The organism is Vibrio sp. THAF64, from assembly GCF_009363455.1.
Classification (GTDB): Bacteria; Pseudomonadota; Gammaproteobacteria; order Enterobacterales; family Vibrionaceae; genus Vibrio; species Vibrio coralliilyticus.
In genome coordinates, this window is the sequence record NZ_CP045355.1 from 85,240 (window position 1) to 101,492 (window position 16,253).

The following is a 16,253-nucleotide window of genomic DNA, read 5'->3' on the forward strand; positions in this document are numbered from 1 at the left end:
CCTCGGAGTAGATGTAGCTAGCTTGGAACATTTTTGCTTTTCAGGCAACAAAAAGCCCCTCGAAAGAGGGGCTTAGCTAAGCAATTGGTGACGATATCACTAATCTAGCTGAGGGCCTGCCGCAACCAGAGATTTACCTTCATCGTTATCTGTGTACTTGTCGAAGTTGTTGATGAAGCGCTGAGCCAGATCTTTGGCTTTGCTTTCCCACTGTAGTGGGTCAGTGTAAGTATCACGTGGATCTAGGATTGCTGGGTCAACGTCATGCAGTGCTGTCGGCACTTCCAAGTTAAAGATTGGAATGTGCTTAGTCTCTGCTTTTTCAATCGAACCATCTAAGATCGCATCAATGATGCCGCGAGTATCTTGAATAGAGATACGTTTGCCACTGCCGTTCCAACCTGTGTTAACTAGGTACGCTTCAGCACCCGCTGCTTCCATACGTTTCACCAGTACTTCTGCGTACTTGGTTGGGTGTAGCGTTAGGAACGCCGCGCCGAAACAAGCAGAGAAGGTTGGTGTTGGCTCTGTAATGCCACGCTCAGTACCTGCAAGCTTCGCGGTAAAGCCAGACAGGAAGTGGTACTTGGTTTGCTCTGGAGTCAGCTTAGACACAGGAGGCAGTACGCCGAATGCATCCGCAGACAAGAAGATCACCTTGTTGGCATGACCTGCTTTTGATACTGGCTTAACTATGTTCTCGATGTGCTCAATTGGGTAAGACACACGAGTGTTTTCCGTTTTTGAGCCGTCATCGAAATCAATCGAGCCGTCGCTAAGTACCGTTACGTTTTCAAGCAGCGCGTCACGACGAATCGCATTGTAGATGTCTGGTTCTGCTTCTTTTGAAAGCTTGATGGTTTTCGCGTAACAGCCGCCTTCAAAGTTGAAGATGCCGTCGTCATCCCAACCGTGCTCATCATCGCCGATTAACTCACGTTTAGGGTCGGTGGATAGTGTGGTTTTACCTGTTCCAGATAGGCCGAAGAAGACAGCAACATCGCCGTTTTCTTTACACTTGTTAGCACTACAGTGCATAGAAGCAATGTCTTTAAGAGGAAGGAAGTAGTTCATCATAGCGAACATACCCTTCTTCATCTCACCACCGTACCAAGTACCGCCGATCAACTGCATGCGTTCAGTCAGGTTGAAGACAGTAAAGTTTTCAGAGTTTAGGCCGTGCTCTTTCCATTTTTGGTTGGTGCACTTAGCACCATTCATTACGACGAAGTCTGGTTCGAACGTTGCTAGTTCTTCTTCGCTAGGACGAATGAACATGTTCTTAACGAAGTGCGCTTGCCACGCGACTTCAGTAATAACGCGGATGCTTAGACGAGTATCTGGGTTGGCACCGCAGTATCCGTCAATCACGAATACACGTTTACCTGATAACTGGTCAGTGACCTGATCTTTAAGGTCATTCCAGATCTCTTGAGTGATGGGCTTGTTGTCGTTTTTAACCGCATCAGAAGTCCACCACATGTGTTCTTCTGTAGTTGCGTCTTTAACGATGTACTTATCTTTTGGTGAGCGTCCAGTAAAGATACCAGTATCCACGGCAACCGCACCCAGCTCAGTGACTACACCCTTTTCGTAGCCTTCTAGATCAGCGCGCGTTTCTTCTTCGAACAACATTTCGTAACTTGGGTTGCGGACAACCTCTTTTACGTTGTGAAGCCCGTGTTTGGTAAGATCAATTGTTGCAGCCTTTGCATGTTCCATAACGGTCATAGGTGCTCCTTGTAGGAATATTTTGTAGGGATTTTGTAATAATGTTTTGATTGTTATCTGCTCACCATGCTAGCAACGGGTCTGAGTGAAAACAGGGATATAGCTCAAAAATTATCCATGATTTCTATAGGGTTTTAAGCGACTCATCACATATTGGCTGGGATAGTGTATCCCGCGCGCAAAGGATTGCGCTAGATCAAAAAGGATTATTAATTGATTAAAATTAAGCGGTTGCTTTATTACGTGAAAGGCTAATGTTTACGGGGCTTTGATCACAAAAAGGCCAGCGATGTGCTGGCCTTTTGACTGGTAAATTACGTGCTTCTTAAATTATAAAAATTAATGCAGCGTTTTGTTGCCTGAATCGGTCTGATCGAACAACTCAGATACCTGAGCTTCGTCGAACGTATAGTTCGTGCCGCAGTAATCACAATGTAAAGAAATTGAGCCGACTTCCGCCAAAATGTCATTTACTTCCGCACGATCGATGGTCACGATGGCGGCGCCACTGCGCTCGCGTGAACAGCCACAGTGGAATTCGACAGGTTGTGGGTCAAACAGGCGAACTTTCTCTTGGTTGTATAGACGATAAAGTAGGTCGTTCGCTTCGAGCGTGAATAGCTCTTCGTTTTTGACCGTATCTGTCAGTTGCTCTAGGTGCTCGAAATCTTCAGGTGTACCTGTACCATCTGGCATCACCTGAATCAGCATACCCGCAGCACGCTGCTGGCCTTCGTGTTCTCCGAGGCGCAACCATATACGCGTCTTCAACTGCTCTGAGTTTGCGAAGTAGCTTTCAAGAATGTCCGATAAGTTGTCGCCATCAAGGCCAACAATACCTTGGTAACGTTCGCCCTTTTTAGGATCGATAGTGATCACTAAGTGACCTTTACCCAACATGTCATGAATGCTGGCATCATCGGCGATATCCCCTTCCCAGCGCGCGACGCCACGCACTTTCTGGTCGTGATCGCCATTAATGACAGCCAGAGATACCGGGCCGTCACCTTGTAATTGCATCGTGATAGAGCCTTCGAACTTTAAAGTCGCGGTCAGCAGGGTTGTCGATACCAGTAGCTCACCCAACAGCTTCTGTAGTGGTGCTGGGTATTCCTTGCTAGAAATGATGCGTTGGTAGGCTTCATCCAATTGTACCAACTCGCCACGTACAGACAGGTCTTCAAAAAGGTAGCGGTTTAAAACATTGTTTGCCATGTAAGCATTTCCTCGTACGTATGGTACTACTGATACCAGCCAGATGGTGGCTGATATTATTGATGTTTAAATTTGATGATGTCGCGACGCTGCTTTTTATCAGGGCGACGATCTGGGCTTGGGCTATGCGCATGAAGTTTGCGACGGGCGGCATTTTCTTCACGCTTAGCAAGACTGTCCCCAGTTTCGGTATAGAGGGTTTGTGCTTCGGGAGCGCCACGTCGTTGATCCGAAATCTTTTCGATAACCACGGTTTTCTCCTCGTGCCCCTGTCGAAGAGTAATGATTGCGCCGAGCTCAACCGCCTTACTCGGCTTGCTGCGTTGGCCATTATAGTGAACTTTACCGCCGTCGACCATATTTCGAGCAATGGAACGAGTTTTGTAAAAACGTGCTGCCCATAGCCATTTATCGAGTCGAACTGCTTCAGTTTGGGAACCCATTGTGGATACTAGCCTCTAACTGGTGGTGAATCTTGTGCCAAATTATTGGTGTAACAATGGTGATGAAGCGCGCATTTTTCAAGGTACATGGTAAAATTCCACCGCTTTACATGTTAATCAGGCCGTTAACTATTTAGCCTGTTTCATATTTTGGTAGAATAATTGGTTCAAATAAAAACTCTAATTATAGAGTACTTTGCTTGGTAAACATTACCTTGCATGGCTTCGTCAGCTGGTGATCAAAAGGATTGTGAGTGAACATACGTGGTGTAATTCAACTAGATAGTTTCCTGAAAAATCAGGACCGCTTGAGCTCAATGGCAACGGTAGTGTTGCTGGGCATGAGTGCATGGGTATCTGGTGCATTGATCTGGAAGCCGATGGAGTCGCAATCGGTAACCCCTTGGCAGCCAACGTCAGTGGCAGGTAGTGTCAGCAAGGATTCGGGTTTAAATATCGCTGAGCTGCAAAACAGTAACTTGTTTGGTCGCTATCAAGCGCAGGCGCCGGTTGAGAAAAAGCCTGTAGTAACCGAAGCGCCGAAAAGTCGCTTGAACGTCATCTTGGTCGGTGTTGTAACTAGCACTGAAGCGAATAAAAACCTTGCGGTGGTGGCGAGTCGAGGTCAGCAGGCGACTTATGGTATCGGCGAAACCTTGGAAGGTACCAGGGCGACGGTAGTTCAAGTCTTGTATGATCGTATTATCGTCGATAACTCCGGCCGTAATGAAACTGTCATGCTAGAAGGGCTTAAATACACCAAGAATCTACAGCAACAGCCTAAAACCAAATCGATTGAGGCAGACGTCTCCGCCGATAAGCTGGATGAAATACGCTCTGTCATTCGCAAAGACGCGAAACAAATTTTCCAATACGTTCGTATGTCTCAGATAAAAAGAGATGGCGAAGTTATTGGTTATCGCTTAACCCCTGGAAAAGAGAAAGAACTATTCGAATCAGTTGGCTTACAGTCAGGGGATATAGCAACACAAATCAATGGCCAGGATCTGAGTAACCCCGCGACGATGGGGGAGATCTTCAAAAATATGTCTCAACTTACCGAGCTGAATTTAACGGTAGAACGAGATGGCCAGCCTTATGAAATTTATATTGAATTATAAGAATGATGCAGATGCGTGAATCATTCCGAGGAGTAGAGAGTGAACCATTGGCTTAAAAAAAGCGCTTGGCTTTTAGCAGGAAGCTTGTTGACGTCACCTGCCGCTGTATTCGCTAACGAATACAGTGCGAGCTTTAAAGGCACAGATATTCAAGAGTTCATCAACATTGTTGGTCGGAATCTGGAAAAAACCATCATTGTTGATCCATCCGTACGTGGCAAGATCGATGTACGCAGCTACGACATGCTGTCGGAAGAACAATATTACAGCTTCTTTTTAAACGTTCTGGAAGTCTATGGCTACGCTGTGGTGGAAATGGACAACGGTGTCATCAAGGTCATCAAATCTAAAGATGCGAAAACCTCCGCGATTCCCGTGGTTGGCGATGGATCAATCCAAGGCGATGAAGTCGTAACTCGTGTTGTTGCAGTTCGTAATGTCTCGGTGCGTGAGCTTTCACCTCTGCTTCGTCAGCTAAATGACAATGCGGGTGCAGGTAACGTTGTGCACTACGACCCAGCTAATATCATTCTTATTACAGGCCGCGCAGCGGTGGTTAACCGATTGGCAGACATCATCAAACGTGTCGACCAAGCGGGTGACAAAGAAATCGAAGTAGTTGAATTGGATAATGCTTCTGCTGCTGAGATGGTTCGTATTGTTGAAGCTCTGAACAAGACGACTGATGCGAAAAGCACACCTGCTTTCTTACAGCCAAAACTGGTTGCCGATGATCGCACGAACTCTATTCTCATTTCCGGTGATCCTCAGGTACGTCAGCGCCTGCGTAAGCTGATTAAGCAGCTTGATATTGAGATGGCTACCAAAGGCAATAACCGCGTGGTGTATCTAAAGTACGCCAAAGCGGAAGACTTGGTTGATGTGTTGAAAGGTGTCTCTGACAATCTTCAGGCAGAAAAATCATCAGGTTCTAAACAGTCGTCCAGCGCCAAACGTGGCGAGGTGATGATCTCAGCTCACCCAGGTACCAATGCGCTCGTACTGACTGCGCCGCCAGATATTATGAATGCGCTTCAGGATGTAATTTCTCAACTGGATATTCGCCGCGCGCAGGTGCTGATTGAAGCCTTGATTGTCGAAATGACAGAAGGTGACGGTATTAACTTAGGTGTCCAGTGGGGCTCGCTCGAAACTGGTGCAGTAATCCAGTACGGCAATGCCGGAACCAAGATCGGTAACGTAATGGTGGGCCTTGAAGAGGCTGAAGATCAAAAGAGTACAGAGTATTACACCAATAGTGCAGGTGAACGAGTACCTTATGATGTTACGGAACCAGGAGACTACTCCACATTGGCTTCAGCGCTCTCTGGCGTTAATGGTGCGGCACTTAGTGTAGTAATGGGAGACTGGACGGCACTGATCAGCGCAGTATCAAGCGACACCAACTCTAACATCCTGTCTTCTCCGAGCATTACTGTAATGGACAACGGTGAAGCATCTTTCATTGTCGGTGAAGAAGTACCCGTCATCACTGGGTCTGCGGCAGGGTCAAACAACGACAACCCATTCCAGACTGTTGATCGTAAAGAAGTTGGTATCAAGCTCAAAGTCGTTCCTCAAATCAACGAAGGTAACTCGGTACAGCTTACCATTGAGCAAGAGGTGTCTAACGTTCTGCCTGCGACCAGTAACGCAGCGGTGGATGTCAGCTTTGCTAAACGCCAGCTCAATACGTCAGTTATGGTAGAAGATGGCCAGATGATTGTACTGGGTGGTTTGATTGACGAGCGCGCACAAGAAAGTGAATCTAAAGTTCCGCTTCTGGGCGATATTCCTTACTTAGGCCGTCTATTTAAATCGACCAGCTCTCAGCTACAAAAATCCAATCTAATGGTATTCATTAAGCCAACCATCATTCGCGATGGTGTGACCGCAGATGGTATTACTCAGCGTAAATACAACTTTATTCGTGCCGAGCAGCTTTACAAGGCGGACCAAGGTCTGAGATTGATGGAAGACGTGCAAACGCCTGTGCTGCCTAAGTTTGGTGAAGATATTAGTCACCCTGCTGAGATTCAGGCTTTCCTAGACCAAATGGAAACTAAGTGATGGATGAGTTAGTCACATTCCGTCGTTTGCCATTTAGTTTTGCCAACCGCTTCCAACTGGTACTTGAGCCTTCAGAGCAAGGTCTCACGCTGTATTATGTTGCGCCGTTGGCATTTGAAGCCTTGATCGAAGTAAAACGTGTGGTAGGCGAACATTTTGAGCTGCGCGAAGTGTCCAAAGATGAGTTCGATTCCAAATTGACGGAAGCGTATCAGCGCGACTCGTCGGAAGCTCGTCAGCTAATGGAAGACTTAGGCGCAGATAGTGATGACTTCTTCTCGTTGGCTGAGGATTTGCCGCAAGATGAAGACCTGCTTGAGTCAGATGACGATGCGCCTATCATCAAGTTGATCAACGCTATGCTCGGTGAAGCGATTAAGGAGGGGGCATCGGATATCCACATCGAGACCTTCGAAAAAGCACTTTCAATCCGTTTCCGCATTGATGGCGTATTGCGTGATGTGTTGTCGCCGAGTCGTAAGCTAGCACCGTTATTGGTCTCTCGCGTTAAGGTTATGGCTAAGCTGGATATCGCTGAGAAGCGTGTGCCTCAAGATGGCCGTATTTCTCTGCGTATTGGTGGTCGAGCGGTTGATGTGCGTGTTTCCACCATGCCTTCGTCGCACGGAGAGCGCGTGGTGATGCGTCTTCTGGATAAGAATGCCACTCGACTTGATCTGCATAGCTTAGGCATGACGCCAGCCAACCATGAAAATTTCCGCAGCATGATTGAGCGCCCGCACGGCATCATTTTGGTTACCGGCCCAACTGGCTCGGGTAAATCGACTACCTTGTATGCTGGCCTCCAGGAACTCAACAGCAACGAACGCAATATCCTTACCGTTGAAGATCCGATTGAATTTGATATCGATGGGATCGGTCAGACGCAAGTTAACCCTAAGGTAGATATGACCTTCGCTCGTGGCTTGCGTGCAATTTTGCGTCAGGACCCTGATGTGGTGATGGTCGGTGAGATCCGTGACTTGGAAACGGCGCAGATAGCTGTTCAAGCTTCTTTAACCGGTCACTTAGTAATGTCGACCCTACACACCAATACGGCAGTGGGTGCGATTACCCGTCTGCGGGATATGGGTATTGAGCCGTTCCTTATCTCGTCCTCACTATTAGGAGTATTGGCACAACGCCTAGTTCGTACTCTTTGCCCTGATTGTAAAGTACCTTACGAAGCAGACAAAGAAACCAAAAAGCTGTTTGATCTGAAGAAGAAAGAAGAGCTAATTCTTTATCGAGCTAATGGCTGTGAAAACTGTAATCACAAAGGTTATCGTGGTCGTACTGGTATTCACGAGTTGCTGGTGGTTAACGAGCAGGTACAAGAGAAAATTCACAGCGAAGCTGGCGAGCAGGCAATTGAAAAAGCCATTCGTGAGCATACGCCAAGTATTCGTGATGATGGCCTGAGTAAAGTCCGTCAAGGTATCACTTCTCTTGAAGAAGTCATGCGGGTGACTAAGGAAGGCTAATGGCAGCGTTTGAATATAAAGCCCTCAATAAAAAAGGCAAAACCCAGAAAGGGGTGATTGAAGGCGATAACGCACGTCAGGTTCGAGCCCGGCTCAAAGAGCAGGGGTTAATGCCGGTTGAGGTGAATGAAACACGTCAGAAAGCCAAGAAGCAGACCGAGCAAGCTGGGTTAACCTTTAAGCGTGGCATCAGCACACCTGATTTAGCTTTGATTACTCGCCAGCTAGCGACACTGGTTCAGTCGGGAATGCCTCTAGAAGAGTGTCTTAAGGCGGTTTCAGAGCAGTCTGAAAAGCCGCGCATTCGAACCATGCTGCTCGCCGTGCGCTCAAAAGTCACCGAAGGCTACACGCTGGCTGACAGTTTGGCGGACTTTCCGCACATCTTTGATGATTTGTTCCGCTCTATGGTGTCGGCGGGTGAAAAGTCTGGTCATCTAGATGCGGTTTTGGAGCGTTTGGCGGACTATGCAGAAAATCGTCAAAAAATGCGCTCGAAGCTGCAGCAGGCGATGATCTACCCTGTGGTGCTGGTGGTGTTTGCTGTCGGTATTGTAGCGTTTTTGCTCGCGGCAGTGGTACCCAAAATTGTCGGCCAGTTTGTTCAGATGGGACAAGAACTGCCTCAATCGACTCAGTTCCTTCTTGCTTCCAGTGATTTTATTCAAAACTGGGGCATTCAAATTTTAGTCGCTCTGACCGTGTTGGTGTATCTGTTTAAGTTTGCTCTCAGTAAGCCTAATCTGCGCCTGAGTTGGGATCGCAAAATTGTTCATATGCCGATGATTGGAAAAATCTCTCGTGGCCTGAATACCTCTCGCTTTGCGCGTACGCTATCCATCTGTACTTCCAGTGCAATTCCAATATTGGAAGGGATGAAAGTGGCGGTAGACGTAATGTCGAACCATTACGTTAAGCAGCAAGTTCTCAGCGCGACCGATAACGTCCGTGAAGGGGCAAGCCTGCGTAAGTCACTTGAGCAGACCAAGCTTTTCCCACCAATGATGCTGCACATGATCGCCAGTGGTGAACAGAGTGGTGAGCTGGAAAGTATGCTGACTCGTGCGGCCGATAATCAGGATGCCAACTTTGAATCCACAGTCAATATCGCATTAGGTATCTTCACCCCGGCATTGATTGCACTGATGGCTGGATTAGTACTGTTTATCGTAATGGCGACCCTGATGCCAATTTTAGAAATGAACAACTTAATGAGTGGATAGTCATACTGAGAGCAGTTTAACCTCTCGCTATGAATTTTTATTTGGAGAATATAATGAAAAGAAAAATGAACAAGCAGTCTGGCTTTACGCTTTTAGAGGTGATGGTTGTTGTCGTCATCTTAGGTATTTTAGCAAGCTTTGTTGTTCCTAACTTGTTGGGTAATAAAGAAAAGGCTGACCAACAAAAAGCTATTACTGATATTGTTGCGCTAGAAAATGCACTGGATATGTACAAGCTGGACAACAGCGTTTATCCAACCACAGACCAAGGTTTGGAAGCGCTAGTTAACAAGCCATCAAGCCCTGAACCGCGTAACTACCGCGATGGTGGTTACATCAAGCGCCTGCCAACCGACCCTTGGGGTAACGACTACCAATACCTGAGCCCAGGTGACAACGGTAACATCGATATTTTCACTCTAGGTGCTGATGGCCAAGAAGGTGGTGAAGGTGTCAATGCCGATATCGGCAACTGGAACATTCAGGACTTTCAATAAGGCAGAGGCGGCATAAGCCGCCCTCTTTTTCCTATGCGTCAAGGTTACCCAACTCTCTCTCGTACTGGCTTTACTCTGCTGGAAATCTTACTGGTTCTGGTACTGGTGTCCCTTGCTTCTGTGGCAGTGATCTCCACGTTACCGACCAGCTCAAAAGATGTAGCAAAGAAGCAGGCCGAGTCTCTTTTTCAGCGAATAATGCTACTCAATGAAGAAGCGATGCTCAGTGGCCGAGATTTCGGTCTGCGCGTCGATGAGAAGAAATCGGTCTACTACTTGATGTCGCTGGAAAGTGAAGGCTGGCAGAAACTCAATATCGACCAGATTCCTTACGAAACGAAGTTGAATGAATCGGTAGCCGTGACGCTGACTATGGGTGGTGGCGCGTGGGGCGATGATGATCGTCTGTTTAAGCCGGGAAGCCTGTTTGATGAAGATATGTTTGCTGAGTACAAAGAAGAGAAAAAGCTGCGTCCGCCACAAGTATTTATTGTGTCCAGTGGTGAAGTGACGCCATTTTCTGTTGCCATTTATCCTGAGCAAGGTGATGAAGAGCAGGATGCGTGGAAAGTAGTGGCAAAAGAAAATGGACAGATAGTGTTGTTGGCTCCGGGAGAAAGCGAAGATGAAAGCTAAACGGGGTATGACGTTACTGGAAGTGTTGGTTGCGTTGGCAATATTCGCTACTGCCGCGATCGCGACCATTCGTTCCGTCAGTCAACATATCAACACCTTAAATTACCTGGAAGAAAAAACCTTCGCTGCGTTAGTCGCGGATAACCAGATGGCTAAAGTGATGCTGGCAGGCAGCAAGCCGAGCAAGAAAAAAGGCAAAGACGAATTGGCTGGGCGCGATTGGTTCTGGTCTATAGAACCTGTTGAAACGGCCGGTGATATTTTGCAGGCGTTTGATGTCAAGGTGGCCACCAGTGAAAAAAGTTCGCCAGTAGTTACGGTAAGAAGTTATGTGGCGAAGTAAAACATCGGCCTCTCAGGGCGGTTTCACTCTGATTGAAGTTCTGGTGGCGATTGCCATCTTTGCCAGCTTAAGCGTGGGCGCTTATCAGGTGCTGAATCAAGTACAGCGCAGCAACGAGCTGTCCATGGAACGCAGTGAGCGACTGAAAACGCTGCAACGTGCCTTAGTGTTTATGGATGGCGACTTTCGTCAGATGGCTCTACGCCAGACTAGAACTAATGGTGAGGAGTCCAATGGCCTGTTGGTGCAGTGGAAAGAGTATTTGCTGGATTCCGATGCCAACGGGATCATGTTTACCCGTTTAGGCTGGCATAACCCGCAGCAGCAGTTTCCGCGTGGTGAAGTGAGTAAAGTAGGCTACCGAATAAAGGATGACGTGCTTGAACGTGTCTGGTGGCGCTATGCTGATACGCCCGCAGGGCAAGCGGGAATAGCGATGCCGCTGATCGACAAAGTGGAAAAGTTTAATGTGAAGTTCTTTGACGGCTCCGACTGGAAAAAAGAGTGGGATAAGAAAGCCATGTTGCCTCAGGCAGTAGCGGTTGAACTTGAACTGGAAGATTACGGCAAGATTGAACGCATTTATATGACAGCGGGTGGTGAGATTGGCGGTTCTGAGGAGAAAAGCGATGGCAGCTAAACGTCCTCAGCGCGGTGTCGCCCTGATTGTAATTTTGCTGCTCTTAGCGGTTATGGTCAGTATCGCCGCCAGTATGGCCGATCGTTTGTTCAGTCAGTTCAAGCGTGCTGGCAGCCAAATCAATTATCAGCAAGCGTACTGGTACAGCTTGGGTGTTGAAGCGCTGGCTAAGTACGGTATTGAACAAAGCTATAAAGACAACGATGACAGCATCAATCTATCCCAGCCTTGGGCTCAAGAGTTGGATAGCATGCCATTGGACTATGGCACAGTTAGTGGCAAGTTGCATGATGCTCAGGCGTGCTTCAATATCAATGCGTTGTCTGATGTGGAACAAACCGCTGGGTCTGCACAGTTACCCTTCTTGGTAGAAAAGTTTCAGAATCTGCTTGAAGAGCTGCAGGTGGACAACTACGAAGCAGAAACCATCGCCCAGTCGCTGTGGGAATTTGTGGATAGCAATGATTCAGTTAACTCATCATCGGGTGTCGAAGACAGCCATTACGAAGGTTTATCGCCTGCATATTTGAGTGCCAATACCTTGTTGGCCGACAGCAGTGAGTTACGATCAGTAAATCAGGTTAGCGGCGAAGTGATGGAAAAAGTCAGCCCGATGATTTGCGCGCTGCCAACTTCTGACTTTCGTCTTAATGTGAATACCATTGCGCCCGAGCATGCAGCGCTGCTGGCGGCAATGTTCTATCCGAATCTGAGTTCGTCTCAGGCAAAACAGATTTTGGAAAACCGTGGCCCCGATGGATGGGCGTCAACGGATGACTTTCTCGCTGAATCGGACCTGAGTGGTTTGAGCGAGGATGTTAAAAAGCAGGTCAAAGGTTACCTGAGTGTCGACAGCGTGTATTTTGAGCTCGATGCTGAGGTGCTGGTGGATAAATCCAGGGTGCGAATCCGCAGCCTGTTGTTTAGTAATAATAGAGAAACTGCAACGGTAATACGCCGTCGCTTTGGAGGGATCGGTGAACGAGTTTCTAATCGTTCGGCTGAGCAAAAGTAAAACAGCAGCGATTCAATGGCTGGTTTGGTCAGAAAGCCAAAAGGAAGTGATAGCGAGCGGTGAACTGCAAGATCACCAGGATTTGGCCGAGCTTGCCAATTACGCAGAAGGGCGCCAAGTTATTGTACTGGTGTCTGCAGCCAATCTGGTTCTGACTCAGTTGGAAGTCCCAGCAGGCGCGAATCGTCAGTTTGATTCTATGCTGCCATTCATGTTGGAAGACGATGTGGCGCAGGATGTCGACGAGCTGCACTTTACTGTCTTGGCAAAGGAAGCCAATCAGGCGTATGTCTGTGGTATTGACTACAGCTGGCTGGAATCAATATTGGCTGACATGCGACAGCTTGGCTTCGCGGTGCGTAAGGTATTACCTGACGCATTGGCTTTGCCTGTCGCTGAAGAGTCAGGTTTGAGTGCAGTAGAGCTGGATGGCCAGTGGTTAGTGAAAAAAGGTCAGTTCAGTGCGGTAAGTATTGAACTAGCTTGGTTGCCGCTTTTGGCTCAGTCTGACTGGGTGAAGCAAGAGGAGGAGTACCTGCCACTTCAGGCATACTCACACTTACCAGAGCTGACATTGGCGGATGAGCAAAAATGGCACAATGAACAACCACAGTTGGTCATGCAGCTGCTTTCTGAACAAGCTGTCAAAAGTAAGCTCAACCTGTTGTCTGGTGAGTTTAAGCCGAAATCGTCTTTTGGTCGTCATCTCAAAGTGTGGCGTAAAGCAGCGATTGCAGCAGGAGTTTTGGTTGCCATTCTCAGTGTCGACAACTGGCTGCAAATCCAAAGTGCTGAAACGCAAGCCAATGCCTATCGTCAGGAAAGTGAACGTATTTTCCGCCAAGTGACCAGCAAGAACAAAATTCCGACCGTCACCTATCTAAAACGGGAAATGGAACGAGAGGAGAGCCGACTGTCCGGTGGCGGTAGTGGTGACTCAGTTCTGGAATGGATGGTGAAAATGCCTCAAGTGATGAAGCAGGTACCGGGCCTAAGGCTCACTAGCTTCAAGTACGACAGTACTCGTGGCGAAGTCAGGCTTCAGGCGCAAAGTAATGATTTCCAAACGTTTGAAAAAGCGCGTGAGCTGATGTCGGGTCAATTTACAGTTGAGCAGGGACAACTGAGTAAATCAGGGACTCTAGTTAACGGCACCTTTGTGCTTAAGCGTTTATAGGGAGCCGCTGATGAAACAATTATTATCTTCACTTCAGACGTGGTGGGTTGGCACTAGCCAGCGTGAGCAGCGCTTATTAATCGCTTGTTCGGTACTGCTGTTTTTGGGTGTGATCTACTGGGGCATATTGCAACCAGTCAGTCAGCGTGCCGAAATGGCAACGAATCGTATCCAGAGTGAGAAACAACTGCTCAACTGGGTGAAAGACAAAGCAGACAATATCAGCCAACTGCGTGCTCAGGGTGGAGTAGCGTCGTCGAGCTTGCCACTTAACCAGTCCATTTCTTCAACGGCTTCACGTTTTGGTGCAGAGCTTGTCAGGGTCCAGCCGCGTGGCGAGGAACTGCAGGTTTGGGTTCAGCCGATGCCATTTAACCGCCTGATTGATTGGATGACGTTCCTGCAGGAAAAGCATGGTGTCTCAGCAACCTTTATGGATATTGATAAAGGTGAGCAAGATGGGACGGTTGAAGTCAAGCGCCTACAGTTTGTTAAAGGATAACGCGAAGTGAAAAGAGTCATTCTGCTCAGTTTGGCGCTGGTGATGGTCTTTCTAGTCAGTGCTGTGGCGCATGTTCCCGCTCAGGTTGTGCTGAACTATTTACCATTGCCACCGCAGTTAGTGATTAGTGGTGTTTCAGGTACCATCTGGGATGGCAGCGCCACAGGTGTTAGTTGGCAAAGACAGAAGTTAGGGGCTTTGCATTGGCAATTGGCGCCACTGAAACTTCTAACGGGCAAAGCCGAAGCACAGGTCCGTTTTGGTCGAGGTAGTGACATGCAAGTCACTGGACGCGGTGTTGTAGGCTACAGTATGTCGGGCCCTTATGCCGAGAATCTGATCGCTTCATTACCGGTTGAAAAAATCCTCGAACTGACACCTCCGATGCCAGTGCCTGTTGAACTGACAGGGCAGGTTGAGTTGAGTATTAAGTCGATGGTGTATGCCGTGCCTTATTGCCAGACTGGTGAAGGGTCAGTGGTATGGAGTACTGATAAAGTGATTACGCCATTGGATGAGCTGAGCGTTGGCCCAGTTGTGGTCGACTTTAGTTGTCAGGATAGCCAGATCACACTGAAAGGTGATCAAAACAGTCAACAGGTGAGCAGTGCGGCGGAAGTTGTGATGCAAGCCAATCGCAGTTATCAGGCTTCGGCTTGGTTTAAACCGGGCAACGAGTTTCCAGGCTCATTGGCAGAACAACTGAAATGGTTACCAACGCCAGACTCTGAAGGTCGTTATCAGTTTACTTATCAAGGGCGCCTCTAAGGCTGTTGAAATTCATTAAAAAAAGGGGCTTCGGCCCCTTTTTGTTTTAGTAATTATTTGCCGGCAGTCGGAAAACTGATCTGCGCCCGTAAGCCACCACCGCTACGATTATTGATGATTACATTGCCGTTATGCTGGCTGGCGATACGTTTCACAATCGCTAGCCCAAGGCCTGTGCCTTCGCTACCACGTGCGGTATCGCCTCGGGTGAAAGGTTCAAATAACTTACCGATCTGACTTTGTTCAATACCCGGGCCATTGTCTTCTATGCACACCCAGACCAACTTGTTGTCCGCGGTTACGCCAGTGCTGACTTTGACCCAGCCATTGCCGTAGCGTATTGCGTTAACTACTAAGTTACTCACCGCTCGCTTAATCGCTATCGGGCTACCATTAGTGACCTTAAGTGGTTGCTGCAACTCCGTTTCAATTTGAATTTCGTAGCCACCCTCTGAAGTCGCAATATCATTGGCGATTTCATTGAGATCAACCTCGATGAATGACTCTTTATTGACCGGTTTTAGGTAGTCCATGAACTGGCTGATGATCTCATTACACTCTTCGGTATCACTGATGATACCTTCAGCCAGATAGCTGTCTTCCGGTGACATCATTTCAGTGGCAAGACGGATGCGTGTCAGAGGCGTTCTTAAATCATGACTGATGCCCGCCATCAGCAGTGCGCGGTCTTCTTCCAGAGCCTGAATGCCTTTTGACATCTGATTAAATGCTCGCGTTACCGAACGGATTTCTGTCGCGCCTTTCTCTGGTAAAGGCGGAGGAATATCCCCTCGACCAACACCTTTAGCGGCTTTTTCCAGAGCAATCAAAGGTCGGTTTTGTAAACGGATGAAAAGCCAGCCGCCAGCGACAATCAGTAACGCCATAATCAAGCTATTGCGAAATAGTGGCGCAAAGTCTTCTTCCTGCAATTCAGACAGCGGAATACGCAGCAGAGAGCCGGGCAAAGAATCGATTTTCATCCACAGAATGTAACTTTCGGATCCCAGCATCATGCGCACATCGGTAGGTGAACCGAGCTCTTTACTCATCTCTTCGCTCATGAGATCAATACTGACCGCATGATAATACTCATCCGCTATTGGACTATCGTCGGCATGAATGGTGACACCTAACTGCTCCAGAACTCTGCGTCTCAAGGGGGCATCCATCTGCAAGCCGCCTTCTATGGCAGCAGAATCATCGAGCATCAGATTGATTTCGTGGCCGAGGATCTTATTGAACTGCTGCAAACTCGGCATCAACGCATAGTTAAATACGGCGTAGTAGGAGTAAACCTGACTGGCAATCAATAAGGTCAGAAAGATAAAAATCGATTGAGTAAAGGAACTGCGAATACGCATATTGGCGGCCTTGATAGAGGTGAA

General features: G+C 47.9%; 16 protein-coding genes. 12 read left to right on the top strand and 4 right to left on the bottom strand.

Going from position 1 to position 16,253, the window contains the following annotated elements:
• Positions 1-99 precede the first annotated feature (99 nt).
• The 3 genes from pckA to hslR all read right to left on the bottom strand — a co-directional run bounded on the left by pckA (position 100) and on the right by hslR (position 3,389).
• Positions 100-1,731: a phosphoenolpyruvate carboxykinase (ATP) gene (gene pckA / locus FIU99_RS00390; protein WP_006957224.1), complete on the bottom strand. Its 1,632-nt coding sequence runs from the start codon at positions 1,729-1,731 to the stop codon at positions 100-102.
• A gap of 339 nt (positions 1,732-2,070) precedes the next feature.
• A complete protein-coding gene (gene hslO / locus FIU99_RS00395; protein WP_006957223.1) occupies positions 2,071-2,946 on the bottom strand; it encodes an Hsp33 family molecular chaperone HslO in 876 nt (291 codons plus the stop codon).
• 56 nt (positions 2,947-3,002) lie between these two features.
• On the bottom strand, positions 3,003-3,389 hold the full coding sequence (gene hslR, locus FIU99_RS00400; RefSeq protein ID WP_006957222.1) for a ribosome-associated heat shock protein Hsp15: 387 nt from the start codon (positions 3,387-3,389) through the stop codon (positions 3,003-3,005).
• A 254-nt stretch (positions 3,390-3,643) separates the two neighbouring features.
• Between hslR and gspC the strand changes: the two genes are divergently transcribed.
• From gspC to FIU99_RS00460, 12 genes are read left to right on the top strand one after another with little or no spacing between them, the layout of a single operon-like run.
• Positions 3,644-4,510, top strand: a complete 867-nt coding sequence (gene gspC / locus FIU99_RS00405; protein WP_152471936.1) for a type II secretion system protein GspC — start codon at positions 3,644-3,646, stop codon at positions 4,508-4,510.
• A gap of 39 nt (positions 4,511-4,549) precedes the next feature.
• Complete coding sequence (gene gspD / locus FIU99_RS00410; protein ID WP_006957220.1) at positions 4,550-6,580, top strand: type II secretion system secretin GspD; 2,031 nt, start codon at positions 4,550-4,552, stop codon at positions 6,578-6,580.
• Complete coding sequence (gene gspE, locus FIU99_RS00415) at positions 6,580-8,064, top strand: type II secretion system ATPase GspE (RefSeq protein ID WP_006957219.1); 1,485 nt, start codon at positions 6,580-6,582, stop codon at positions 8,062-8,064. The genes gspD and gspE overlap by 1 nt, the downstream gene beginning before the upstream one ends.
• Positions 8,064-9,287 (top strand): type II secretion system inner membrane protein GspF, encoded by a 1,224-nt coding sequence (gene gspF, locus FIU99_RS00420; RefSeq protein WP_006957218.1) that lies wholly within the window; start codon positions 8,064-8,066, stop codon positions 9,285-9,287. Before gspE ends, gspF begins: the two co-directional genes overlap by 1 nt.
• A gap of 53 nt (positions 9,288-9,340) precedes the next feature.
• The gene (gspG, locus tag FIU99_RS00425) at positions 9,341-9,784 is read left to right on the top strand and encodes a type II secretion system major pseudopilin GspG (protein ID WP_006957217.1); all 444 of its coding nucleotides are present in this window, start codon (positions 9,341-9,343) and stop codon (positions 9,782-9,784) included.
• Between the two features lie 33 nt (positions 9,785-9,817).
• Entirely contained in the window at positions 9,818-10,420 is a 603-nt protein-coding gene (gene gspH, locus FIU99_RS00430; RefSeq protein WP_006957216.1) for a type II secretion system minor pseudopilin GspH, read from the top strand.
• Entirely contained in the window at positions 10,410-10,763 is a 354-nt protein-coding gene (gene gspI / locus FIU99_RS00435) for a type II secretion system minor pseudopilin GspI (protein WP_006957215.1), read from the top strand. Before gspH ends, gspI begins: the two co-directional genes overlap by 11 nt.
• On the top strand, positions 10,750-11,403 hold the full coding sequence (gspJ, locus tag FIU99_RS00440; RefSeq protein WP_006957213.1) for a type II secretion system minor pseudopilin GspJ: 654 nt from the start codon (positions 10,750-10,752) through the stop codon (positions 11,401-11,403). Before gspI ends, gspJ begins: the two co-directional genes overlap by 14 nt.
• Complete coding sequence (gspK, locus tag FIU99_RS00445) at positions 11,393-12,418, top strand: type II secretion system minor pseudopilin GspK (RefSeq protein ID WP_006957211.1); 1,026 nt, start codon at positions 11,393-11,395, stop codon at positions 12,416-12,418. The genes gspJ and gspK overlap by 11 nt, the downstream gene beginning before the upstream one ends.
• Positions 12,381-13,595, top strand: a complete 1,215-nt coding sequence (gspL, locus tag FIU99_RS00450) for a type II secretion system protein GspL (RefSeq protein ID WP_006957209.1) — start codon at positions 12,381-12,383, stop codon at positions 13,593-13,595. Before gspK ends, gspL begins: the two co-directional genes overlap by 38 nt.
• 10 nt (positions 13,596-13,605) lie before the next feature.
• Positions 13,606-14,097, top strand: a complete 492-nt coding sequence (locus FIU99_RS00455; RefSeq protein ID WP_006957208.1) for a type II secretion system protein M — start codon at positions 13,606-13,608, stop codon at positions 14,095-14,097.
• 6 nt (positions 14,098-14,103) lie between these two features.
• Positions 14,104-14,865 (top strand): type II secretion system protein N, encoded by a 762-nt coding sequence (locus tag FIU99_RS00460; protein WP_006957207.1) that lies wholly within the window; start codon positions 14,104-14,106, stop codon positions 14,863-14,865.
• Positions 14,866-14,918: 53 nt separating this feature from the next.
• On the opposite strand, the gene envZ is transcribed toward FIU99_RS00460, so the two are convergent.
• Entirely contained in the window at positions 14,919-16,229 is a 1,311-nt protein-coding gene (envZ, locus tag FIU99_RS00465; RefSeq protein ID WP_006957205.1) for a two-component system sensor histidine kinase EnvZ, read from the bottom strand.
• Positions 16,230-16,253 lie beyond the last annotated feature (24 nt).